Source organism: Paraburkholderia sp. BCC1886 (assembly GCF_900996245.1).
Lineage (GTDB): Bacteria > Pseudomonadota > Gammaproteobacteria > Burkholderiales > Burkholderiaceae > Paraburkholderia.
The window spans coordinates 46143-69533 of the sequence record NZ_CAAJGK010000045.1 but is presented as its reverse complement, the minus strand read 5'-3'; the positions used below and the strand labels follow the sequence as shown (position 1 = coordinate 69533).

Genomic DNA, 23391 nt, shown 5'->3' with positions numbered 1-23391 from the left:
GCGGCTGCACCTGGTATATCCGACCGTCATAGCGCGTTTTCCGTCTGATTGCGTATTGCCACACGTCGCGAGAACGCCTGCCGGGCCCGATAATCGGCGCCGAGTCCGCTGACTCCATCGCAATCGACATAACGGCTGCGCTGCCCCGCTGGCGCGCCACGCACGAGCACGCACACGTCGACCGCGACGACCTTCGCCCATCGATCGGTCGGCACCGCGGATGCCTCGAGCGCGCCACCCGCACCGCTCACCCAGTATTTCAGTCGAACCCGCTCGACGCCCTCCACCAACGGTTGCGCCGAGCCCGCCTTGCCGTTGCCTTCGCAATAGAGTTCGGGCTCGCCGGTCGAGCCACTCGCCCGCGCGAAAAACCGATTGACGACCGGTACCCCTTGCGCGCCGAGCGCGGCGTTACTTGCCGTAATCACCTGACCGAGACAGTCGGTGGCCTGCCCACTCGCCGACGGCCAGGTCGAGATCACGTCGCCGACGTAGCGGACGACGACGCCATCCGAGCGTCCGACCAATGCTTCGCAGCCGGGACTATCGTCGGCGCCGGTGGGACGGCCGCCCGAACAGCCGAACAAACCGGCCGGCGCCGCGTAGCCCATGACATCCGCTGGCACGAAGCCCGCCATCTGCAATTGCTGACCGATCAGCATCAGCGAGGTCAGACCGGCCTCACGAATCCGCATGGCGTCGCCGGCGTGATCGAACGCCGCGCGCTGCGATCTGTAGAGCGCGATCACGCCCGCTGTCACGATCAGACCGAGCGCCATCGCGATGACGAATTCGATCAGCGTATGGCCACGGACGGTGTCTTGACGGCGACTCATTTCGCAAACGCCAGTGCAACGCATGAGAACCCGGACGGAACGTCGGCGCCACCGCACGATTCCGGTTTGTCGATGAGTTCGTTCGTACGCGGCATGTCACGCACCGATAGCCAGGTCACGCGCGCCGCGGATACGCCGCCGCTTTCCACGACCGTCACCTCGGCATGCGGCAACAGCGTCGATGCCCGGGCGCTCCATTGCCGCATCGCAGCTTCGCCTGCCGATAACGGACAGGCTCCGCACAGTGTCTCCGCCACGGAATCGGCGACCCATGCCGCGTGCTCGCGCAATGCCGTCGCGCGAGCCTCGCGAGCGGTCCACAACTGGGCTGCGATCAGGCCTAGCGCCGTGACAGCCATTAACGCGACGGCCAGCATGACTTCGATCAGGGAGCTACCGCTATCCCCGGCGCCCTTGCGTTTGCCGCTCGTCTCCCGAAGAACGTGGCTCATGACGACGCTCCACATGCACCTTCGACCATGCGCGCCCGGCCGCCCGCCGCAATGTGGATACAACGGCGCCACCGGTCTCCCTGAGTGAGTCTCGAAGACGTGCGCGGCGCGATCTCGAAGCTGCGAAACGTGCCGATCAATTGTCCGGCCGGCGGCGTGAAGGTCAGGTTGGTCTGGGTTCCACTGATGCTCACCGCAGCGAGCAAAGGTTGCGCGCGCAGCACGGACGACTTGCCGCCCCGCTCCGCCAGCACGGCCCAGCCGCACGACCAGTCGGCGACGCCGTCGCCACAGCTCTGTCCCGCGGCAAGACAATGCCGCGCCGCGTCGGTCCGGCAAACCGTTACCCGTGCGCCACGTCGCAATGCTTCGCTGCGCGCATAGACGAGCGTAGCGGCAAGCGTCCGGGCCCGGGCATCCACCTGATCGCGCATACGCCACGCCACGAACGACGGCGTCGCCATGACGGCCATCACGCCAATGAGCGCGATCACGCACAACGTTTCGACAAGCGTGAAGCCGCGGCCTTGCCGCCAGCAGATCGAACTGAATTTCATTGGCATCCCTGATCGTCGCGAAGAATGTTCGCCAATCTAGCGACTCGCGAACGCCGCAACAATCAGCCGAATGGCCAGGTGGCACTCAGACGCTATCCCGCGCAAAAATGCACGCGAAGATCAATACGAGGAGCAGGCGATGAGAATGCGCGAAGCAACCCGGTCGAAAAAAGCGACTCGGGCGCTGCGTAAGATGCGGCGGAAAGCGCAGTACAGAGCGCGGCGCGAAGGGCGGCGCACAGGCCGGCCGGAATCAACGCTTGCGCGGCGGCTTGGGAGGCGAAGAAGCGCGGCGGAATTCTTCGATCACATCTTCGAATTCAGAGACGTCTTCGAAACGCCGGTAGACCGAAGCAAAACGGACATAAGCGATGGTGTCGAGCGCGCGCAATTCGTTCATCACGAGTTCGCCGAGGCGCTCGCTCTGCACCTCGCGCTCGCCGCTACCGAGCAACTGGTACTCGATGCGGGCAACGGCCGCGTCGATTGCGTCTGCTGCAACCGGGCGCTTGCGCAGCGCCAGTTGCATGCTCGCGACAATCTTGCGGCGGTCGAATTCAGTCCGGCTGCCATCTTTCTTGACGACCGACGGCAACGCCAGCTCGACCCGCTCATACGTCGTGAAACGCTTGTCGCAGGCCGGGCAGCGGCGGCGCCGGCGAATCGTCGCGCCGTCTTCCGATACGCGGGAATCGACAACCTGCGTATCGGCGTGGCGGCAGAAGGGGCAATGCATGAGGGCTTAGCCGTAGACCGGGAAACGCCTGGTCAACTCGGAAACCTGCGCGCGCACACGTTCGATCGTGGCGGCGTCTTCCGGGTTGTCCAGCACGTCGGCGATGAGGTTACCGACCTGCTCCGCTTCCTTGACGCCGAAGCCGCGCGTCGTCATGGCCGGCGAGCCGAGCCGCACGCCGCTCGTCACGAACGGCTTTTCCGGATCGTTCGGAATGGCGTTCTTGTTGACGGTGATGTGAGCGGCGCCCAGTGCGGCTTCTGCTGCCTTGCCGGTAATCTTCTTGGCGCGCAGGTCGACCAGCATGACATGGCTTTCGGTGCGGCCCGAGACGATACGCAGACCGCGCTTGACCAGCGTTTCAGCCAGCACGCGTGCGTTTTCGACGACCTGCTGCTGATAGCTCCTGAACTCAGGCGACAGCGCTTCCTTGAAAGCGACGGCCTTGCCGGCGATCACGTGCATCAGCGGACCGCCCTGGATGCCCGGGAAAATAGCCGAGTTGATCTGCTTTTCGAACTCGGCCTTCATCAGGATCACGCCGCCGCGCGGGCCACGCAGGCTCTTGTGCGTCGTGGTGGTGACGAAGTCGGCGTGCGGCACCGGATTAGGGTAGACGCCCGCGGCGATCAGGCCGGCGTAGTGCGCCATGTCGACCATGAAATACGCGCCTACCGACTTGGCGATTTTCGACAGACGTTCGAAATCGATACGCAATGCAAACGCGGAAGCGCCGGCGACGATCAGCTTCGGCTTGTGTTCCTGAGCGAGCTTCTCGGCGGCTTCGTAGTCGATGTCTTCGGCTTCGTTCAGGCCGTAGCTCACCACGTTGAACCACTTGCCCGACATGTTGACCGGCGAACCGTGCGTGAGGTGACCGCCATGCGCGAGGCTCATGCCCATGATCGTGTCGCCCGGCTTGAGCATCGCGAAGAACACGCCCTGATTGGCTTGCGAGCCGGAGTTCGGCTGCACGTTGGCGGCTTCCGCGCCGAACAGCTGCTTGACACGGTCGATCGCGAGTTGCTCGGCGATGTCGACGTATTCGCAACCGCCGTAGTAACGCTTGCCGGGATAACCTTCCGCGTACTTGTTGGTGAGTTGCGAGCCCTGTGCGGCCATCACGGCCGGGCTCGTGTAGTTTTCCGAGGCGATCAGTTCGATGTGCTCTTCCTGACGGCGGTTTTCCTGCTCGATGACCTTCCAGAGTTCAGGATCGACATTGGCGATGGTGCTTTGGGCTCTGTCAAACATACGGATTCCGTTGAGTGTTTTCAGGTTGACCGGCTCGTGCGCCGAATCTTGCGTAGGGGGTACGCAGCGCTGCTGGCGGCTGGGCCAGCCCTGACGTGGCGGATAGAAGGTCGCCGCACACGCGAGGCAGGACAGCCACCGTCAGCGCAGATCGATGCGCGCGGATCACGGCTGCCCAGGCGAACGGCAAAACGGCACCCTGCGCTTCACGGTGGGTTGTTCCACCTTGAACCCGATTGCTTGAACCGGTTCTATCGCCAGTCACGCAGGGATGAGCGCGTTAGTTTATTGGAACGGGGTCGAATAGGCAACCGCCTCGACGCCGCGTCCACCGGCGCCTGGCGGGCCGCAGGCGAAGACGCTCTCGGCTCTCGCCGGAATGGCGTTCGGGCACGCTCGCAGGTCGGGCCGCCGCTTCCCGGCACCGGCCGGTTTGCCGGTCGGCCGGTCTTGCTTTCATGGCGCCTAGCGCACTCGCGCCGGTCTTGCCGCAGCGCCGCATTGGAAGTAGGCTGGGGGCCTTTTTCTCCTACCGACCAGGAAATTGCCATGATCGTGCTCGTCACCGGAGCGTCTGCGGGATTCGGCGCTGCTATCGCTCGCGCCTTCGTCAAGGGCGGCCATCGCGTCGTCGCTACCGCGCGCCGCAAGGATCGTCTCGATGCGCTCGCCGCGGAACTCGGCGACGCCCTTCTTCCCTTCGAACTCGACGTGCGCGACCGGGCGGCGGTCGAAGCCATGCCGGCGGCACTGCCGGCCGATTTCGCGGCAATCGACGTGCTCGTCAACAACGCAGGCCTCGCGCTTGGCGTCGAACCGGCGCACAAAGCCAGTCTGGACGAGTGGAACACCATGATCGAAACCAACTGCACGGGGCTCGCGCAAGTTACGCATGCCCTGTTGCCAGGCATGGTCGAGCGCAATCGCGGACATATTTTCAACCTGGGCTCCGTGGCTGGCCGCTGGCCCTACGCGGGCGGCAACGTCTACGGCGCGACCAAAGCGTTCGTGCGCCAGTTCAGCCTGAACCTGCGCGCCGACCTCGCCGGCACTGCGCTGCGCGTCACCGACATCGAACCGGGCCTGTGCGGCGGCACCGAATTTTCGAACGTCCGGTTCCGCGGCGACGACGACAAAGCGTCCAAAGTGTACGAAAACGTCCAGCCACTGACGGCGGAAGACATCGCCGACTCGATCTACTGGATCGCGACGCGCCCGGCTCACATCAACATCAACACGATCGAACTCATGCCGGTAGCCCAGTCATTTGCCGGATTGTCGATTCACCGGGGCTAAAAAACGCGATTCGAAATCCCTTGGGTAATGAACACATCTTGAAACAGACCTGGGGGTAGGCGTTCCGGTAAAATGCGCCGCATGAATCTGTCGACCAGCCCGCCCGACGCGGAAATCGGCTCTACGTGGCCGATCCGCGTGTATTACGAAGATACCGACGCCGGCGGCATCGTCTTCTACGCGAACTACCTGAAGTTCTTCGAACGGGCGCGGACCGAGTGGCTGCGCGGCTGCGGCGTCGATCAGAATCGCCTGGCGGAAGAAACCGGCGCCATTTTTATCGTGCGCAGTACCGCGGTCGACTATAAAGCGCCGGCGAAACTCGACGACCTGATCCGGATCGTCAGCCGGATCGAACGGCTGGGCCGGGCTTCGGTCGACTTCGTGCAGGAAGCGTGGCGCGACGGCACGCTGCTTGCTAATGGCTCCATCCGGATTGGGTGTGTCGAGCGGACCGGCTTACGACCCGCCCCGATTCCTACGTCGGTTCTGGCTGCGTTAAAGCGTGGCCCGGGCGCCGACAACATTGACGTGTCAACGGATTCAGCCTGAGCGCCGTTGTTACGGGGCCAGTGAATTCGTATCGATCAGGCAACATTCAGCATCACAAAGCATGGTTCGGCTTGCCTCTTTCGCTGAAGCTTCCGTTTTGCTCACGGCAAGCCTCTAGCGAGCTTGCAACCGGACGCCCCTTCCGGGACGTTAATACGAATCTTTATGAACACTACACAAGATCTGTCGATCGTTTCACTCGTACTCAATGCAAGTCTGCTGGCACAAGCCGTCATGGCGCTGTTGCTGCTGTTGTCCCTGCTGTCGTGGACGTTCATCTTCCGCAAGTGGTTTGCCATTCGCCGGGCGCGCGCGCAAACCGAACGTTTCGAACGCGATTTCTGGTCGGGCGGCGACCTGCAGGCGCTCTACCAGAGCGCCGCGAACAACCGCCATACAATCGGCGCACTGGAACGGATTTTCGAGTCCGGCATGCGCGAGTTTCTGAAAGGCAAGGAAAAGCGTCTGAACGATTCGGGCGCAATCCTCGACGGCGCCCGCCGCGCCATGCGCGCCGCGTTCCAGCGTGAAATGGACGTGCTCGAAGCGAATCTCGCGTTTCTCGCGTCCGTCGGTTCGGTCAGTCCGTACATCGGTCTCTTCGGCACGGTCTGGGGGATCATGAATGCGTTCCGCGGCCTCGCCAACGTGCAGCAGGCCACCCTCGCCAACGTCGCGCCGGGTATCGCCGAGGCGCTGACCGCCACCGCCATCGGTCTGTTCGCCGCCATTCCGGCCGTCGTCGCCTATAACCGTTACGCGCACGATATCGACCGTCTGGCCATCCGCTTCGAGACCTTCATCGAAGAGTTCTCGAACATTCTGCAGCGTCAGGCCCAGTAAGGACGTCACCATGGCAGGCTCATCCAACTCCAGCATGCGCGGCAGCCGTTCACGCCGCGCCATGGCCGACATCAACGTCGTTCCGTATATCGACGTGATGCTCGTGCTGCTCGTGATCTTCATGGTGACCGCGCCGCTGGTCGCGCCTTCGATCGTCAATCTGCCGACCGTCGGCGGCGCCGCGCCGCAACAGCAAACGCCGCCCGTCATCGTGAACATTCGCGCGGACGGCAACATGAGCGTCAAATACAAGGACGACGCGGGCGCGCAGCAACAGGAAGACATGAGCAAGGCCGATCTGAAAGGCTTCATTTCGGACCGCGCCGCGTCGCATCCCGACCAGCCCGTCGTGATCGCCGCCGACAAGACCGTGAAATATGAAATCGTGATGAACGTGATGTCCGAGCTGAAAGCCGAGGGCGTCAAGCGTGTGGGACTGCTCGTCAAATCGCAATGATCCGTCAGAATTCCGACTATCCGCTTCAGCCACCGCGTGAACGTGGCACCTGGCGAGCCTTCGTGTTCGCCCTGGTGATGCACGCGCTGCTCGGGTTCTTCCTGTATCACGGCATTCAATGGCAAAACAGCACGCCGGCCGGCGAGGAAGCAGAGCTTTGGACCGAAGTGCCGGACTCGGCCATTCCGCGTCCCGTGCCGCCCCCGCCGCCCGCGCCGGTCGTCGCCCCTGCTCCTCCGGTCCCGGACGAACAGGCCGACATTGCGTTACAGGAAAAGAAGCGTCAGCAGCAGCAGGCGGCTCGTCAGGCGCAGCTCGCCGAGCAGCTTCGTGAGCAGAAACTGCAGGCGCAACAGGAAGCCGAAGCGAAACGTCAGCAGCAGTTAGCCGCCGACCAGGCCGCTCAACTCGCCGCGCAAAAAGCTGCTGCAGCCAAGCAGAAGCAACTACAACAGCAGCAGCAGCAACAAGAAGCGCAACAGGAGCAACAGCAAAAGCTGGCCGACAAGCTCAAACAGAAGCAGTTGGCCGAGCAGCAAAAACAGCAGCAGCTGAAAGAACAGCAGCAGGAACAGCAACAGAAGCAGGCCGAAGCCGACGCGCAGAAGAAAGCCGATGCGCAGAAAGCGGCTAAGGCCAAAGCGCAAGCCGACGCCGCTGCGCAATCCAAGAAGCTCGACGCGGAACGTCGCGCGCGGCTCGCGCAGATGCAAGGCGCGGTCGGCGGCAACAGTTCCAGCAATAATGGCCTCAGCAAGAGCGGTACGGGTAGCGGTTCGGGCGGCACGTCGGCATCGCCGGGTTACGCGGACAAGGTCCGCCGTCTGGTGCTGCAGCACGTAACGTGGGGTGGCGAGACGGCGGGTCTGGAGACGGTCATCGCCGTGCGTTGTGCGCCTTCGGGCACACTGCTGGACGCGACGATCTCGCGGGGCAGCGGCAACGCTGCATGGGACGATGCGGCGCTGCGAGCCGTCAAGAGTTCCAACCCGATGCCTCAGGACATCGACGGCAAAACGCCTGGCAGTTTCACGATCACGTTGCGCCCGGCAGGTTAGCGAGGAAGAGGGGAAAGACGGTAGACAAGGTGGGGCGGCACGAACCGTGCTATGTCCCCGGAGTGCTCGGGAACGAATTAGTTCTTTTCGGGTCTGTCTGCTGTCTCGAAGTGTTAGTAAAACCGTTTTTGGGGAATCCATACAGCATGAGTTTGATGACCAAGCTAGGCCTGCGGACACTTGTAGCGTCGTGCCTGATCGCCACCGGCGGTGCCGCCCACGCACAACTCAACGTCCTCGTCACGGGCGTCGGGTCCACCCAGTTTCCCATCGCCACGGCGAATTTCGCCAATGAGGCGAACTCGCCGCAGCAGGTCAGTACGATCGTGCGTCAGGATTTGCAGCGCAGCGGCAAATTCACCAATATCGATGCCGGCGGCACGCCGGTTTCCGAAACCGATTCCGTCGACCTCGGCAGCTGGAAGGCCAAGGGCGCCAACGCGTTCGTGTCGGGCAGCGTGAACCGTCTGCCGAACGGCCAGTACGAAGTGCGCTTCAAGCTGTACGACACGGTCAAGCAGGAAAGCCTCGGCGGCCTCGTGCTGGTCAGTCCGGAAAGCGGCCTGCGCATGAGCGGCCACAAGGTCGCGGACTACATTTACGCCAAGTTGATGGGCGGGCGCGGCGTGTTCGCCACGCGTCTGTCGTACGTCATCAAGACGGGTGGCCGTTATCAGTTGCAGATTTCCGATTCGGACGGCCAGGAGGCGCACATCGCGCTGTCCAGCCCCGAGCCGATCATCTCGCCGGCATGGTCGCCGGACGGCACCAAGGTAGCTTACGTTTCGTTCGAGAAGAAGAAGCCGATCGTCTACATCCACGATCTGCCCACCGGTCGCCGGATCGTCGTGTCGGACCAGAAGGGTAACAACAGCGCACCGGCGTGGTCGCCGGATGGACGCACGCTGGCCGTCGCGCTTTCGCGCACCGGCAACACGCAGATCTTCGCCGTCAACGCAGACGGCAGCGGCTTGCGGCGTCTCACGCAAGGCAGCTCGATCGACACCGAACCGTCTTTCTCTCCTGACGGCCAGTCGATCTACTTCACCAGCGACCGCGGCGGCCAGCCGCAAATCTACAAAATGTCGGCACAAGGCGAAAGCGCCGGCACCGCACAACGCGTCACGTTTACCGGCAGCTACAACACCAGCCCGCGTGTGAGCCCGGACGGTAAGCAGCTCGCTTACATCTCGCGCGTCGGCGGCGGGTTCAAGCTTTATATCCAGGACCTGCAAGGCAATAGCGCCACGGGCCTGACGGACACGACACATGACGAATCGCCCAGCTTCGCGGCGAACGGTCAGTACATTCTTTACGCCACACAGGTGAACGGCCGTGGCGTCTTGGCCGCAGTATCGACCGACGGTCGCACTCGGCAGGTCCTGTCCGTTCAGGGTGGCAGCGTACGCGAGCCATCCTGGGGCCCGTTTATGCAATAACGTTGATGCAATAACACAAGGAGAGTAACCAAATGATGTCTAAACTTCGCTTCGTATTTGCCGTACTGATGGTCGGTGCGCTGGCCGCGTGTCACTCGGGCGTCAAGCTCGACGAAAACGCTAACAAGGGTGGCACGGTGTCCACGCAGCCGAACCCGAACGATGTCGCACAGGTCAACGTCGACCCGCTGAACGATCCGAACAGCCCGTTGGCGAAGCGCAGCATTTACTTCGACTTCGACAGCTATTCGGTCAAGGACGATTACCAGTCGCTGCTGGGTCAACACGCGCAATACCTGAAAAGCCATCCGGAACGTCACGTCCTGATTCAGGGCAACACCGACGAACGCGGCACGAGCGAGTACAACCTGGCACTCGGCCAGAAGCGTGCTGAAGCCGTGCATCGCGCACTGTCGCTGCTGGGCGTGCCGGACTCGCAAGTCGAAGCCGTGAGCCTGGGCAAGGAAAAGCCGCAAGCTACGGGTCATGACGAATCGTCGTGGGCACAAAACCGCCGCGCCGACCTCGTGTACCAATAAGCAACAGTCACGCAACAGTAACGGGTGATGAGCCGAATGACGCATCGTTTCTCCTGGCTGCGGCTTGCCGCAGCGACCTGCATCGCAGGCACGGCCTTCGCGGCCCTGCCCGCGCATGCAGGCATCTTCGACGACGATCAGGCCCGCCAGGCCATTCTCGATCTGCGTACGAAGACCGATAGCCTTTCGAGCCAACTGTCGGCTGCGCAGCGCACGATCCTCGATCAGTCCAACCGTCTCGACCAGCTGAACCAGCAGGTCGCGACATTGCGCGGACAGAACGAGGACATGGGCAACCAGCTCGCCACGCTGCAAAAACAGCAGAAGGACTACTACACCGACCTGGATACGCGGCTGAAGAAATTCGAGCCGCAGCAACAGACGGTGGACGGGGTCCAGGGCGAAGTTCAGCCGGGTGAAACGGATTCGTTCAATGCGGCCTCACAGCAGTTCCGCAACGGCGACTTCAAGAATGCGGCGGCATCGTTCCGCAGCTTCATCGCCAAGTTCCCGCAGAGCCCTTATCAGCCGACCGCGCAGTACTGGCTCGGCAACGCGCTCTATGCATTGCGCGATTACAAGGGTTCGACGGCGACGTGGCAGGGTGTGGTGGCGAAGTATCCGCAGCATCCGCGTGCGCCGGAAGCGCTGCTTGCCATTGCCAACAATCAGCTCGAGCAAGGTCAGAAGGCAGCCGCCCGAAAGACCCTCGATCAGGTTGTCGCGCAATACAGTGGCACGGACGCCGCGCAATCGGCTCAGAGCAAACTGGCGCAGATCAAGTAGCGATCGACGCCACGCGTGCCTCGCGATAAAACGGCTGGACAGGAATGTCCGGCCGTTTTTATTTGCGCATGCCTGATGCAAGCAACGCAAAGTGCGTTGAAACTTCGAACCTATCGCGGTCGACACCAGCGGGTTGACAGCACTTCCAGGCTATCGCTATAATCTTGCTTCTCTTTTGGGTCGTTAGCTCAGCTGGTAGAGCAGCGGACTTTTAATCCGTTGGTCACAGGTTCGAATCCCGTACGGCCTACCAAAGATACGAAGGGCCTAGCGTTCGCGCTAGGCCCTTTTCTTTTCTGCGCGCTCACTCGTGTGCGCTCCTTTATTAGCCCATTCATCCGAATTCATCGTGCTGCGGCAGATCGTCGGTGATTGAATACCACGGCGCTTTCGAACCCACGAAAATATGGGCACTGGGGCGAATAGCGGGCGCGTCGGCAAGCGTTCCCAAAGTCACATGAACATAGTGACCGTCGCGAACCACCGAAAACAAAAGACTCCCACATAACTTGCAGCGCACATCGTGCGAAGCATCCACGTCGCCGACAATCAACACACTGTCTTCGCCTTGCGTCACACGCAACTTGCCGCGTTCAATGCCGGCAAACGGCTTGAACGCCGACCCCGTCGCGCGACGGCAATTAGAACAATGGCAATTCAACGCATAGACGAATTCGTCCTTCACCGAATAGCGGACCGCGCCGCAAAGACATCCACCGGCGAGCATTGGTTTCATGGCTGCCTCCGTCAACTCCCACACGCATGAATCAAAAACTCCTGGAACGCGTGCGCCGGCGCCTCTAACGTCGCGCCCTTACGCCACAACATTCCCACGTCCATTTGCGGAATCGCGTTCAGAATGGGCCGCGCTTCGATGCGCTTGCCCTCCAGCGACCACGGCCGGAACACCATATCCGACAGAATGGTCACGCCAAAACCATGCGCGACCAACCCACGCAACGCCTCCATCGAACCGGTGCGAAAAGCGGTATCGGGCACGAGTTCGTTCTGCTTCCAGTACCGCTGGGTCGACTGCTCGCCCTCGTCCACGTTGATCTGGATGTACGGATAACTTGCAATATCCGCGAGCGAGGGCGCCGCGAGTTCCGTCAGCGGATGCGACGGCGATGTCCATAACTGCCTGCGTGAGCGCATCAACACGTGATGCCGGAAACGCCTGACATTCTCGACATTCGAGAGCAGCACGATACCCAGTTCGATGTCGCCGTCGAGCACCGCCTGTTCGATCGACGGGCGATCCAGATCGAGCAGGTCGATCACCACGTCGCGATAGGTCGCGCGAAACCGCGCCATCAGTTCCGGCAGAAAATAGCCGAGCACCGTGTACGAAGCGGCAAGGCGCACAGTACCTTTCAGATCGTGCGAACGGAACGGCGCCTTGTACACCGCGTCGCGCACCGAGTCGAGTATGTGTCTCGCGTGATTCAGAAAATCGTGACCATCGGGTGTCAACGTCACGCCTTGCGGCAGTCGTTCGAACAGCCGCGTGCCCAGGGTTTCCTCCAACGCGAGGACCGCATTGGTAATCGCCGATTGCGACACATGCTCGACTGTCGCCGCCATCGAAAACTGGCCGCTCTGAGCGGCCGCCACGAAGTAACGCATCTGCCGCAGGGTGACGTCTTTTGACATGTGTTTTTCGAATAGCAGGATTCGGTATTCGTGATTTTACGATGGAAATTCCGCTTCCTATACTCGCGTTCAATAAAGCACACGGAGACTTCCCCCATGAACGCCCCGCTTTCGCCGTCGCTACGCGACGCCCTCGCCAACGTCTCGCTCGACGACAAATACACGCTCGAAAAAGGTCGCGTCTACATGAGCGGGACTCAGGCGCTGGTGCGCCTGCCGATGTTGCAGAAGGCGCGCGACCGCCGTGCCGGCCTGAACACCGCGGGCTACGTATCGGGCTATCGCGGCTCGCCGCTCGGCGCGCTCGATCAGGGTCTGTGGAAAGCGAAGCAGCATCTCAAAGAGAATGACGTCGTGTTTCAACCGGGCGTCAACGAAGATCTGGCCGCGACCGCCGTGTGGGGCACGCAGCAATTGAATCTCTGGCCGGGCGCAAAAGTCGATGGCGTGTTCGGCATGTGGTACGGCAAAGGGCCGGGCGTCGATCGCACGGGCGACGTCTTCAAGCACGCCAACTCCGCGGGCACCGATCCGAATGGCGGCGTGCTGGTTTTGGCCGGCGACGATCACGCGGCGAAGTCGTCATCGGTCGCGCATCAGTCCGAGCACATGTTCGTGGCAAGCGGCATCCCGGTGCTGTATCCGGCGAGCGTGCAGGAGTATCTCGACTACGGTCTGCACGGCTGGGCCATGAGCCGCTACGCGGGCCTCTGGGTCGCGATGAAATGCGTGACGGACGTGGTCGAGTCGAGCGCGTCGATCGAACTCGATCCCGACCGTTTGCAGATCGTGCTGCCGGAGGACTTCGAGATGCCCGAGGGCGGTCTCAACATCCGCTGGCCCGATCCGCCGCTCGCACAGGAAGCGCGTCTGCTGAACTACAAGTGGTACGCCGCGCTCGCCTATATTCGCGCGAACAAACTGAACCGCGTGGTGATCGACAGTCCGAACCCGCGTCTGGGCATCATGACGGCAGGCAAGGCCTATCTCGACGTGCGCCAGGCCCTGACCGACCTCTCGCTCGATGAGGAAGCCTGTGCGCGCATCGGCATCCGCGTGCTGAAAGTGGGCTGCGTGTGGCCGCTCGACGCGCAGAACGCACGCGACTTCGCGACCGGTCTCGACGAGATTCTGGTGGTCGAGGAAAAACGTCAGATTCTCGAATACGCGTTGAAGGAAGAACTGTATAACTGGCGCGACGACGTGCGGCCGAAAGTTTTCGGCAAGTACGATCAACGCGACGATGAAGGCGGCGAATGGTCGGTGCCGCGTGGGCAGACGCTGCTGCCCGCGCACTACGAACTGTCGCCCGCGCTGATCGCCAAAGCGATCGCGCGCCGCCTTGCCAAGGCGGATCTTCCCGCCGATCTGCGCGCGCGTATCGAAGCCCGCGTCGCGGTCATCGAGGCCAAGGAGCGCGAGGCCGCCATGCCGCGCTCGGTGACCGAGCGTCAGCCGTGGTTCTGCTCGGGCTGCCCGCACAACACGTCGACGCGCGTCCCGGAAGGCTCGCGCGCGCTGGCGGGCATCGGCTGCCACTACATGTCGATGTGGATGGACCGCAATACCGAGACCTTCAGCCAGATGGGCGGCGAAGGCGTCGCGTGGACCGGCCAGATGCACTTCACGAACGAGCGTCACGTGTTCGTCAATCTGGGCGACGGCACCTATTTTCATTCCGGCTTGCTCGCGATTCGCGCGTCGATTGCGGCGGGCGCGAACGTCACCTACAAGGTGCTCTACAACGACGCGGTCGCAATGACCGGCGGCCAACCGGTCGACGGCGTGCTGACGGTGCCGCAGATCGCGTTTCAGGTCGTGGCCGAAGGCGCGAAGCAGGTGTTGATCGTCACCGACGAGCCGGAAAAATACGATGCGCAAGTCCGGCTGCCCGACGGCGTCGTGGTTTATCACCGCGACGAACTCGACCGGCTGCAGCGCGAGTTGCGCGACGCAACCGGCACCTCGATCCTGATCTACGACCAGACCTGCGCGACCGAAAAGCGGCGACGCCGCAAACGCGGTACCTATCCGGATCCGGCGAAGCGCGCGTTTATCAACGACGCGGTATGCGAGGGTTGCGGCGACTGCTCGGTACAGTCGAACTGCCTGTCGGTCGAACCGCTACCCACGCCGCTCGGCACCAAGCGCAAGATCAACCAGTCGTCGTGCAACAAGGACTTCTCCTGCGTGAACGGTTTCTGCCCGAGCTTCGTCACGGCTGAAGGCGCGCAGGTTAAAAAGCCCGCGAAGCCGGCGGCTTCGGCGGCGTTGCCCGACTTCGCCGCGCTGCCGCTGCCGGTCGTCGCGACGCTCGACAAGCCGTGCGGCGTGCTGGTGACCGGCGTCGGCGGCACGGGGGTCGTGACCATCGGCGGCTTGCTGGGGATGGCGGCACATCTGGAAGGCAAAGGCGTCACTGTGCTGGACATGGCCGGTCTCGCGCAAAAAGGCGGCGCCGTACTGAGTCACGTGCAGATTGCCGCGACCCCCGCCGATCTGCACGCCACGCGAATCGCGACCGGCGAAGCGCGCGTGGTGATCGGCTGCGACGCGATCGTTTCCGCGTCGGCCGAGGTATTGGCGCGGACCCAACGCGGCGTCACGAAGGCGGCGATCAACAGCGGCGCGACGCCGACCGCGCAGTTCGTGCGCGATCCGCAGTGGAGTTTTCCGGCCGAACAGACACAACTCGATTTGCGCGCCAGCATCGGCGACGACTGCGATTTCATCGACGCGAACCGGCTCGCCCTCGCGCTGCTCGGCGACACGCTGTATGCCAATCCGCTTCTGCTCGGCTTTGCATGGCAGCGCGGCTGGCTGCCGCTCGGCTACGCGAGTCTCGATCGCGCGATCGAACTGAACGGCGTGGCGGTCGAGAAAAACCGGCTAGCGTTCGAGTGGGGCCGTTATGCCGCGCAGCACGGCGAGGCGGCTGCAAACGCATATGCGCCGCAAGCGGTTAAGCCGCAGGCGATCGTCGTGCAGATGCCCGAATCGCTGGACCGGCTGATCGGGCGCAACGTCGAACGTCTGAGCGCTTATCAGAACCCGCGTTACGCGGCGCGTTATACCGAGGCGATCGAGCGTCTGCGTGTGACCGAGTCGACGCTGGCACCTGGCGCGAAGCTGCGCCTCACGCCGGTGGTCGCGCGCAACCTCGCGAAACTGATGACGTATAAGGACGAGTACGAAGTCGCGCGTCTCTATGCAGACCCGGCTTACCTGGACAAACTGCGCGCGCAATTCGAAGGCGAACCTGGCCGCGATTACAAGCTGGCATTTCATCTCGCGCCGCCGCTTCTAGCCAGAAAAGACGAGCACGGTCACCTGACAAAACAGCGCTTCGGTCAGTGGACGCTGACGATGTTCCGCGTACTCGAAAAACTCCGCTTCCTGCGCGGCACGGCCTTCGATGTGTTCGGCAAGACCGACGAGCGTCGCAACGAGCGGGCGTTAGTCGAACAGTATTTCGCGTTGATCGACGAATTCTGCGCGACGCTCGACGCCGCACGTTTCGACGCAGCAATGAAGCTGGCCAACCTGCCCGATGAAATTCGCGGCTTCGGTCACGTCAAGGAGCGCAATGTGCACGCGGTGGCGGCGAAGCGTGAACGCTGGTTGAATCGTTACCGGACTGGAGCGAGTGAAGACACGCACGCCGATCTTACGAAGACCGCTGTCTCCGGCTAAAGCTCCTGGTCAAAAAACGAAGGCTGGTGAAGCAAACGCAAACGGCCGCTCTTTCATCGAAGAGCGGCCGTTTTTCATTGTCGGCCTTGGCCGGCAATTTATATCACAATCACATATAATCCAACATTCGCTCTGGTCGGAATCTCCGGCCAGATTGCGCCCCAATACATCACGTCATGATACAAATAGCCTTTTTCACACCTCTCATCTGGAAATGAAAAAACCACCTCGCGAACTGGAAAAAGCCGACTTCGAGCAACTGTCGGCGTTCCGCTACCAGATGCGCCGCTTCGAGCGTTTCTCCGAACAGGCCGCGCAATCCGAAGGCATCACGCCGTTGCAGTATCTGCTGTTGCTGCATATCAAAGGCTATCCCGAACGCGACTGGGCCACCATCGGCGAACTGGCCGAACGGCTGCAGGCGCAGCATCACGGCGTGGTGGCGCTGGTGTCGCGCTGTGAGGCACTGGGTCTCGTCAAACGCAGGGTGAGCGAAAGCGATCGCCGTCAGGTGGAAGTCTATTTGCTCAAGCCCGGTGAGAAAACGCTGGCCAAACTCGCCGCCTTGCATCGCGCGGAGTTGAAGTCACTGCAAGGCAGTTTCAACGTGCCGCAAATCGATCTGTAAGGCCGACCATGACCACCGACACCCACAAACGCGACTTCGCCGCCAATCGCCGTTTGCCCGGCATCGCCCTGCTCGCCGCTGGCATCGGCGTCGTCAGCACGCTGGCGGCTTTCGTGCTGCTGAGTCTGATCCACCTGTTCACCAACCTGTTCTTCTTCGGCACGTTGTCTTTCGCGGATCGCTCTCCCGCGCACAACACGCTCGGCGCGTGGGTCGTGCTGGTGCCGGTGGCGGGCGGTCTCGTCGTCGGACTGATGGCGCGCTACGGCTCGGAGAAAATTCGCGGCCACGGCATTCCGGAAGCGATCGAAGCGATCCTGTTCGGCAAGAGCCGCATGTCGCCCAAGGTCGCCGTGCTCAAGCCGCTTTCGTCGGGCATCGTGATCGGCAGCGGCGGACCGTTCGGCGCGGAAGGTCCCATCATCATGACGGGCGGCGCGCTGGGTTCGCTGATCGCGCAGTGCTTCCGGGTAAGCGCGGCGGAGCGTAAGACGCTGCTGGTCGCGGGCGCCGCCGCGGGCATGACGGCCGTGTTCGGCACGCCGGTCGCCGCCGTGCTGCTCGCGGTCGAACTGCTGTTGTTCGAATGGCGGCCGCGCAGCTTTTTGCCGGTCGCCCTCGCCTGCGCGGTCGCGGGCTTCGCGCGCGGCGCGCTGTTCGGTACGGGTCCGCTGTTTCCGCTGCAGACCGCCGTGCCCGATACGTGGTCGCTGCTGTCGTGCGTGATCGCCGGGTTGCTGTCCGGCGCGCTGGCAGCGGGGTTATCGGCGGCGCTCTACAAGACCGAAGATCTGTTCGGCAAGCTACCCGTGCACTGGATGTGGTGGCCGGCACTCGGCGGCCTGGCCGTCGGTATCGGCGGCTTTCTGCAACCGCGTGCGCTCGGTGTCGGTTACGACGTGATCGGCGATCTGCTGAATCTGCATCTGGCTTTGCAGGCGGCGCTCGCGCTGCTGCTCGTGAAGGCGGCGATGTGGGTGGTCGCACTCGGTTCGGGGACCTCCGGCGGCGTGCTCGCGCCGCTGCTGATGCTGGGCGCCGGGCTCGGTGTCGTGCTGAGTCATCTGTTGCCGGGCAGCGATCCGGCCGTCTGGCCGCTCGTCTGCATGGCCGCGACGCTCGGCGCAACGCTTGGCGCGCCGCTCACCGCCATCGTGTTCGCGTTCGGTCTCACGCACGACAGCAATGCGCTGCTGCCGTTGCTCGCCGCCACGCTGGTGGCGCATGGCTTCGCCACCGTGGTCATGCGCCGGTCGATCATGACGGAAAAGATCGCGCGACGCGGATATCACATCTATCGCGAGTACGGCGTCGATCCGCTGGAACGGCATTACGTGGATGAAGTCATGACGCGCGACGTGACGACGATCGAAGCGCGCTCGAGCGTCGATGAAACGCTTGCCGCTTATTTCGGCGCCGCGCAGAAACACCGTGCGTATCCCGTGATTCACGACGGCGGCGTGATCGGCATGATCGATCGCACGATGCTGGAGCAGGCGCTGAGCGAACGGGCGGGCGCGAAGGCGGCCATTTCGCTATTCACGTTATTCGAACTGCGTGCCCCCGTCGTCGCGCTGCGCGACGAAACCTGCCGCGCGATCGCGACGCGGCTCGCCGTGCATGGACTGGAGCGCATTGCCGTCGTGGACGACGTCGATACGCGTCGGCTGCTCGGCATCGTTTCGCGCAGCGATCTGGTGAAACCGTCGCTCGCGCATTTCGATGAAGAACACAAGAGGGAACGCTTCCGGCGTATCCGAACGCGCCCGGGCCGGCGTCGTTTGACGTGACGTCCGAAACGGACAGAGTGTCGTAACCGGCGGACAAGAAGGGCGTGAAATTCCGCTGAGCGAAGCACGTCCTGGAGATGCGCGAGTGCAGCATCCTTACGCTTAACTTCATTGTTTCCGATAGCCGATTTCCTGTCTTCCCAGCCCGCTCGGCTAATGTCTCCTACACGATCCGACAATCGAAAAACCCCGGCATTTATTGAGACATAAAGACGTGCAATGATCGCCGCCGGTCGGGCGAGCCACGCTGCGACTCCGAGAGTTCGCAACGCCGGCAAGCTCGCTGCAAACCCGCTCTTTCATTGCGCCGATATGACCCATTTCCTGTTCGATCTCGTTTCGAACCTCGTGTTGCTGGCCGTCGTGCTGACGCTATGCGCGATGTACAACTGGCTATGCAACCGGCTGCGCAACCAGCCGATTCCCGGCACCACGCTCGACGGCGCGCTGATCTTCGTCGCGCTGGCCTTGGCCGCGTTACTACTGGATGCCGCTTTGACCTTCCTGGTTTTCGCCGACGCGCAAAACCGCTACGGTCAGTTCGCCTCGCCCGCCGCGTTCTATGAACGGGCTGCGGCTTACGCACTCGCCGCATTCGTCGCACTGGGCTGGCGCGCTATCTCGCGCCGGGTCTTCGTACATAACGGGCATAGCGGGCATAGCAGGCACTCCACGAAACGACGCGGCGGCGAACCGTTAACGATCCAGACTTCGCCGTACTCGGAATCGCATCTGCCGATGTAGGCCGACGCTTAGCGCCATGCCTGTTTTTTCCCGCCACGTAGCGCGTTTTCCCGATCGGAACGTGCCTTGCGAATGGATGCGCCGTCATCTATAACTCCCCAACACCGGATGTTCCCGAAAGCTGTTAGCCGCGCCCCCGTCGTTCAGACAACAGAAGGCCACTTACCCAGCGAGGAACATCTTGGATCTCGAAACCGTACGTGTCTTCGTCATGACCCGAGGCATCGACCTCGGCACCAAGGTACTCGGCGCGATCGTCTTATGGATCGTGGGACGCTGGGTGATCGGCATGATCACCGGTCTGCTTCGCAAATTGCTGGCGCGCAATGGCCGCGTCGACCCTACGCTCGCTCACTACCTCGGCTCGATTCTCGGCGCGCTGCTGAACCTGCTGCTGATCCTCGCGATCCTGCAGGTGTTCGGCGTTCAGACCACCTCGTTCGCCGCGTTGCTCGCCGGGCTGGGGCTTGCGATCGGCACCGCCTGGGGCGGCTTGCTGGCGCACTTCGCGGCGGGGATTTTCATGCAGGTGTTGCGACCGTTCAAGGTCGGAGACTTCGTGACCGCAGGCGGCGTGACCGGCACGGTGTCGGAGCTGGGTCTCTTCGGCACGACGATCGTGACGCCGGATAACGTCACGACCATCGTCGGCAACAACAAGATTTTCTCGGACACCATCTCGAACTACAGCGTACTGCCGGTGCGGCGCGTCGAGTTGACGGCGAAGATCGCGAACGGCGTCGATGCGACGGACGCGATGAATCGGCTGAAAGCGGCGGTGATGCAGATTCCGAACGTGGCGGAAAGTCCGGCGCCGGATATCGAGGTGCTGAGTTTTACGCCGGAAGGACCGCTGTTATGCGTGCGGCCTTACACGCATAACGAGAACTACTGGCAGGTCTATTTCGACACGAATCGCGCGATCATCCAGACTTTCAGGGAGGCCGGCTATCCGACGCCGGAAACACCGCTCGCGCCGCGCGCGGTGACCTGATCAACGCTTGCCGGGCGCGGACGTGTCCTTGTGCAACATCTTCCACACCGCGCCGAGTATGACCGGCACCACGGCCGCGCCGATCCCGACCAGCACGATCACGTTCAGATATTGACGGATGAACGGAATGTTGCCGAAGAAATACCCGAGCAGCGTCAGCAGCAAAACCCAGAACAGCGCGCCGATCACATTGAATAGTTGAAAGCGGCTGATGGTCATGGCCGATGCGCCGGCGACGAACGGCGCGAAGGTGCGCACGACCGGAATGAAACGCGCGAGCACGATGGTCTTGCCGCCGTGCTTCTCGTAGAAGTCGTGGGTCTTCTGCAGTGCCCGGCGATCCAGAAACCGCTCGAGCAACGGGATGTGCGAATTGAACACGCGTGGCCCGATGGCCCGCCCGATCGCGTAATTGAGCGTGTTGCCGCCGGCTGCCGCGACCACCAGCAGAACGATCAGCAAGCCGATGCTCATCTGTCCGCTCGCGCAGAACGCGCCGCCGATGAACAGCAGCGAGTCGCCCGGCAAAAACGGCAACACCACGAGGCCCGTTTCGCAGAACACGATCAGAAACAGCACCGCATAGACCCACGCGCCGTACACGTGAATGAAATCACCCAGGAACTTGTCGATGTGCAGGACAAGGTTGACGAAGTGGAGCAGCGTGTCCAAATGGATCCTTTATTGAGCGAAGGTGAACGAAGGACATGACCCGACGAGGCCTGCGGGCAGGGTGGCGAACGTACGCTCGCCGCCGCAAATTGACCGCGTCATGATACAGAAAGTGCCCGGCGACAACGGACATTCTCTGGCCAGAATTCGGGCAGCCAGCGCCGCGCCGAACCAGCCGCGACTGCACGCGACGACGCCGCGCGGCTTCCGGTCGGTCGCATGCCGTTAAATGCGTCGCCGCCGGTGCAGGGACGCCGACTCGTTATAATTTCGCCATGTCAGAATTTTCCGAAACGCCCGCCGAACTCAACGCCGCGCCCGCCGGGTCCGCCGCGCCTGCTCTGTCGGATTCCGCGGGCGACGCGCCGCTCGCGCCCGTCGCGCGTCCTATGCGGGCGATCCAGCCGCTTCCCGACCAGTTGATCAGCCAGATTGCCGCCGGCGAAGTGGTGGAACGGCCCGCGTCGGTCGTCAAGGAACTGCTGGAGAATGCGCTCGATGCCGGCGCGCAAACGCTGCGCATCCTGCTCGACGAGGGCGGTGTGAAGCGTATCTCGGTCACCGACGACGGTTGCGGCATTCCCGAAAGCGAACTGGCGCTCGCGCTGATGCGCCATGCGACCAGCAAGATCCGCTCGCTCGCCGAACTCGAAGCGGTCGCGACGCTCGGGTTCCGCGGCGAAGCGCTGGCATCGATTGCGTCGGTTGCCCAGATGACCATCACGAGCCGCACGGCCGATTCGCAGCATGCGATGCGCGTGGATGCCACGACCGGGGTGTTGAGTCCCGCTGCCGGCACTCAGGGCACGACGATCGAAGTCCGCGAGTTGTACTTCAACACGCCCGCCCGCCGCAAATTCCTGAAAAGCGAACAGACCGAACTCGGGCATTGCCTCGAACAGATTCGCCGCGCGGCATTGGCGCGGCCGGATGTGGCGATTTCGGTGTTGCATAACGGCAAGGCGGTCGAACACTGGAACGCCAGCGAGCCGCCAGTGCGGGTCGCGAAAATTCTCGGCGAGACTTTCGCCACCGCGCATCTGCCGCTCGACGAATCGGCCGGCCCGCTCGCCGTGTACGGCTGCGCCGGGCTGCCGACCGCGAGCCGCGGGCGCGCCGACCAGCAGTATTTTTTCGTCAACGGCCGCTTCGTGCGCGACAAGCTGCTCACGCATGCCGTGCGCGCCGCTTATGAAGACGTGTTGCACGGCGACCGCTATCCGTCGTACGTGCTGTTTCTCGATCTGCCGCCGGAAGGCGTGGACGTGAACGTGCATCCGTCGAAAATCGAGGTGCGCTTTCGCGATTCGCGGTCGATTCACCAGTTCGTGTTTCATGCCGTGCAGCGGTCGCTCGCAAGGCATGCGGGCGCGTCGCCGGAAACGACCGCGGGCGGGCACGCCGCGCATCTGGAAGCGGCAACGGGTGGACCGGCTTCGTTCGGGGGGACGCCGTTGGGCGGCGCGGGTGCGGGGAACGCGGGTGGCGTGGGCGGCGGCTTTGGCAGCGGCGGGTTTGGTGGTGGCGGGTTTGCTGGTGGGAGCGGCGGCAGTGGCAGCGGCTTCAGTGGCGCCGGCTCTTCGCAACCCGGCAACACGTGGATGCGCCAGGCGCGCATGACGCAAGGCACGCTGCCAGTCGCTCAACCGCTGGCGTTCTACGATGCGCTGTTCGGTCGCCGCGAACAGCAGGCCGGTACGGTCGAAGGCGCCACGCTGTTCGAAGCGCGTGATTCCGGCGCGGAAGGGTCCGCGCCGTACAACACGTCCACCCCGCCATTCCACGTCAGCGACGATCAACCGCTCGGCTTCGCGCTCGGCCAGGTGCACGGCATCTACGTGCTCGCGCAAAACGCGCACGGCCTGATCATCGTCGACATGCATGCGGCGCACGAACGCATTCTGTACGAGCAGTTCAAGAACGCGCTCGCCGACCGCGCAATCGCCGTGCAGCCGCTGCTGATTCCGCAGACCCTGCAGGCCGATCCGATCGAAATCGGCACCGTCGAAGAAGAACGCGACACGCTCGATGCGCTCGGCTTCGACCTGGCGGTGCTGTCGCCAACCACGCTCGCGATCCGCGCGGTGCCCGCGTTGCTCAAGGACGCCGATCTGCAGGCACTGGCGCGCGCGGTGCTCGCCGATCTGCATGCGTTCGGCGGCTCACGCGTGCTGACCGAGCGGCAGCATGAACTGCTCGGCACGCTCGCCTGTCACCACGCCGTGCGCGCGAACCGACGCCTGACGCTCGACGAGATGAACGCGTTGCTGCGGCAGATGGAAGCGACCGAACGCGCCGACCAGTGCAATCACGGCCGGCCGACGTGGTATCAGCTGACGCTGGCCGATCTCGATCGGCTGTTCATGCGCGGGCAATGAGCCGTGCGCTCGACGAACCTGCTTCACCTTCGAC

Annotated in this window: 22 protein-coding genes, 1 tRNA gene and 1 riboswitch; of the genes, 15 read left to right on the top strand and 8 right to left on the bottom strand. The window is 63.0% G+C overall.

What is annotated here, in order from left to right; genetic code table 11:
• Positions 1-26 precede the first annotated feature (26 nt).
• From FQ746_RS15065 to glyA, 5 genes are all read right to left on the bottom strand, one after another.
• Entirely contained in the window at positions 27-836 is an 810-nt protein-coding gene (locus FQ746_RS15065; protein ID WP_144110164.1) for a PilW family protein, read from the bottom strand.
• Positions 833-1288: a hypothetical protein gene (locus FQ746_RS15060; RefSeq protein WP_144110163.1), complete on the bottom strand. Its 456-nt coding sequence runs from the start codon at positions 1286-1288 to the stop codon at positions 833-835. Before FQ746_RS15060 ends, FQ746_RS15065 begins: the two co-directional genes overlap by 4 nt.
• Entirely contained in the window at positions 1285-1845 is a 561-nt protein-coding gene (locus FQ746_RS15055; protein WP_144110162.1) for a GspH/FimT family pseudopilin, read from the bottom strand. Before FQ746_RS15055 ends, FQ746_RS15060 begins: the two co-directional genes overlap by 4 nt.
• A 253-nt stretch (positions 1846-2098) precedes the next feature.
• A complete protein-coding gene (gene nrdR / locus FQ746_RS15050) occupies positions 2099-2581 on the bottom strand; it encodes a transcriptional regulator NrdR (RefSeq protein WP_144110161.1) in 483 nt (160 codons plus the stop codon).
• Positions 2582-2587: 6 nt separating this feature from the next.
• The gene (gene glyA / locus FQ746_RS15045; protein ID WP_144110160.1) at positions 2588-3835 is read right to left on the bottom strand and encodes a serine hydroxymethyltransferase; all 1248 of its coding nucleotides are present in this window, start codon (positions 3833-3835) and stop codon (positions 2588-2590) included.
• A 166-nt stretch (positions 3836-4001) separates the two neighbouring features.
• Positions 4002-4110: riboswitch (ZMP/ZTP riboswitch) on the bottom strand.
• Between the two features lie 274 nt (positions 4111-4384).
• On the opposite strand from glyA, the gene ydfG reads away from it, so the two are divergent.
• The 9 genes from ydfG to FQ746_RS14995 all read left to right on the top strand — a co-directional run bounded on the left by ydfG (position 4385) and on the right by FQ746_RS14995 (position 11058).
• Complete coding sequence (gene ydfG, locus FQ746_RS15035; RefSeq protein WP_144110159.1) at positions 4385-5131, top strand: bifunctional NADP-dependent 3-hydroxy acid dehydrogenase/3-hydroxypropionate dehydrogenase YdfG; 747 nt, start codon at positions 4385-4387, stop codon at positions 5129-5131.
• Positions 5132-5203: 72 nt separating this feature from the next.
• On the top strand, positions 5204-5683 hold the full coding sequence (gene ybgC, locus FQ746_RS15030) for a tol-pal system-associated acyl-CoA thioesterase (protein WP_144110158.1): 480 nt from the start codon (positions 5204-5206) through the stop codon (positions 5681-5683).
• Between the two features lie 165 nt (positions 5684-5848).
• Positions 5849-6526, top strand: a complete 678-nt coding sequence (gene tolQ, locus FQ746_RS15025) for a protein TolQ (RefSeq protein ID WP_012431821.1) — start codon at positions 5849-5851, stop codon at positions 6524-6526.
• 10 nt (positions 6527-6536) lie between these two features.
• Positions 6537-6983, top strand: a complete 447-nt coding sequence (gene tolR, locus FQ746_RS15020) for a protein TolR (protein WP_144110157.1) — start codon at positions 6537-6539, stop codon at positions 6981-6983.
• Positions 6980-8041: a cell envelope integrity protein TolA gene (gene tolA / locus FQ746_RS15015; RefSeq protein ID WP_144110156.1), complete on the top strand. Its 1062-nt coding sequence runs from the start codon at positions 6980-6982 to the stop codon at positions 8039-8041. Before tolR ends, tolA begins: the two co-directional genes overlap by 4 nt.
• 146 nt (positions 8042-8187) lie before the next feature.
• Entirely contained in the window at positions 8188-9480 is a 1293-nt protein-coding gene (gene tolB / locus FQ746_RS15010; protein WP_144110155.1) for a Tol-Pal system beta propeller repeat protein TolB, read from the top strand.
• A gap of 32 nt (positions 9481-9512) precedes the next feature.
• Entirely contained in the window at positions 9513-10019 is a 507-nt protein-coding gene (gene pal, locus FQ746_RS15005; protein WP_144110154.1) for a peptidoglycan-associated lipoprotein Pal, read from the top strand.
• 36 nt (positions 10020-10055) lie between these two features.
• The gene (ybgF, locus tag FQ746_RS15000; RefSeq protein ID WP_144110211.1) at positions 10056-10805 is read left to right on the top strand and encodes a tol-pal system protein YbgF; all 750 of its coding nucleotides are present in this window, start codon (positions 10056-10058) and stop codon (positions 10803-10805) included.
• Positions 10806-10982: 177 nt separating this feature from the next.
• Positions 10983-11058 (top strand) — tRNA-Lys (locus tag FQ746_RS14995).
• Positions 11059-11139: 81 nt separating this feature from the next.
• Here the strand turns inward: FQ746_RS14995 and FQ746_RS14990 are convergent.
• Both FQ746_RS14990 and FQ746_RS14985 read right to left on the bottom strand, forming a co-directional pair.
• The gene (locus FQ746_RS14990; protein ID WP_144110210.1) at positions 11140-11541 is read right to left on the bottom strand and encodes a GFA family protein; all 402 of its coding nucleotides are present in this window, start codon (positions 11539-11541) and stop codon (positions 11140-11142) included.
• Positions 11542-11552: 11 nt separating this feature from the next.
• The gene (locus tag FQ746_RS14985) at positions 11553-12458 is read right to left on the bottom strand and encodes a LysR family transcriptional regulator (RefSeq protein WP_144110153.1); all 906 of its coding nucleotides are present in this window, start codon (positions 12456-12458) and stop codon (positions 11553-11555) included.
• A gap of 96 nt (positions 12459-12554) precedes the next feature.
• On the opposite strand from FQ746_RS14985, the gene FQ746_RS14980 reads away from it, so the two are divergent.
• The 5 genes from FQ746_RS14980 (at position 12555) to FQ746_RS14960 (ending at position 20307) form a co-directional block, all read left to right on the top strand.
• Positions 12555-16151, top strand: coding sequence for an indolepyruvate ferredoxin oxidoreductase family protein (locus tag FQ746_RS14980; protein WP_144110152.1), 3597 nt, complete (start codon positions 12555-12557; stop codon positions 16149-16151).
• 214 nt (positions 16152-16365) lie between these two features.
• Entirely contained in the window at positions 16366-16779 is a 414-nt protein-coding gene (locus tag FQ746_RS14975; protein WP_144110151.1) for a MarR family winged helix-turn-helix transcriptional regulator, read from the top strand.
• Between the two features lie 8 nt (positions 16780-16787).
• The gene (locus tag FQ746_RS14970; RefSeq protein WP_144110150.1) at positions 16788-18569 is read left to right on the top strand and encodes a chloride channel protein; all 1782 of its coding nucleotides are present in this window, start codon (positions 16788-16790) and stop codon (positions 18567-18569) included.
• Positions 18570-18881: 312 nt separating this feature from the next.
• Entirely contained in the window at positions 18882-19313 is a 432-nt protein-coding gene (locus FQ746_RS14965) for a hypothetical protein (protein ID WP_144110149.1), read from the top strand.
• 181 nt (positions 19314-19494) lie between these two features.
• The gene (locus FQ746_RS14960; protein ID WP_144110148.1) at positions 19495-20307 is read left to right on the top strand and encodes a mechanosensitive ion channel family protein; all 813 of its coding nucleotides are present in this window, start codon (positions 19495-19497) and stop codon (positions 20305-20307) included.
• On the opposite strand, the gene FQ746_RS14955 is transcribed toward FQ746_RS14960, so the two are convergent.
• On the bottom strand, positions 20308-20979 hold the full coding sequence (locus FQ746_RS14955) for a VTT domain-containing protein (protein WP_144110147.1): 672 nt from the start codon (positions 20977-20979) through the stop codon (positions 20308-20310).
• Positions 20980-21254: 275 nt separating this feature from the next.
• Between FQ746_RS14955 and mutL the strand changes: the two genes are divergently transcribed.
• On the top strand, positions 21255-23357 hold the full coding sequence (gene mutL, locus FQ746_RS14950; RefSeq protein ID WP_144110146.1) for a DNA mismatch repair endonuclease MutL: 2103 nt from the start codon (positions 21255-21257) through the stop codon (positions 23355-23357).
• Positions 23358-23391 lie beyond the last annotated feature (34 nt).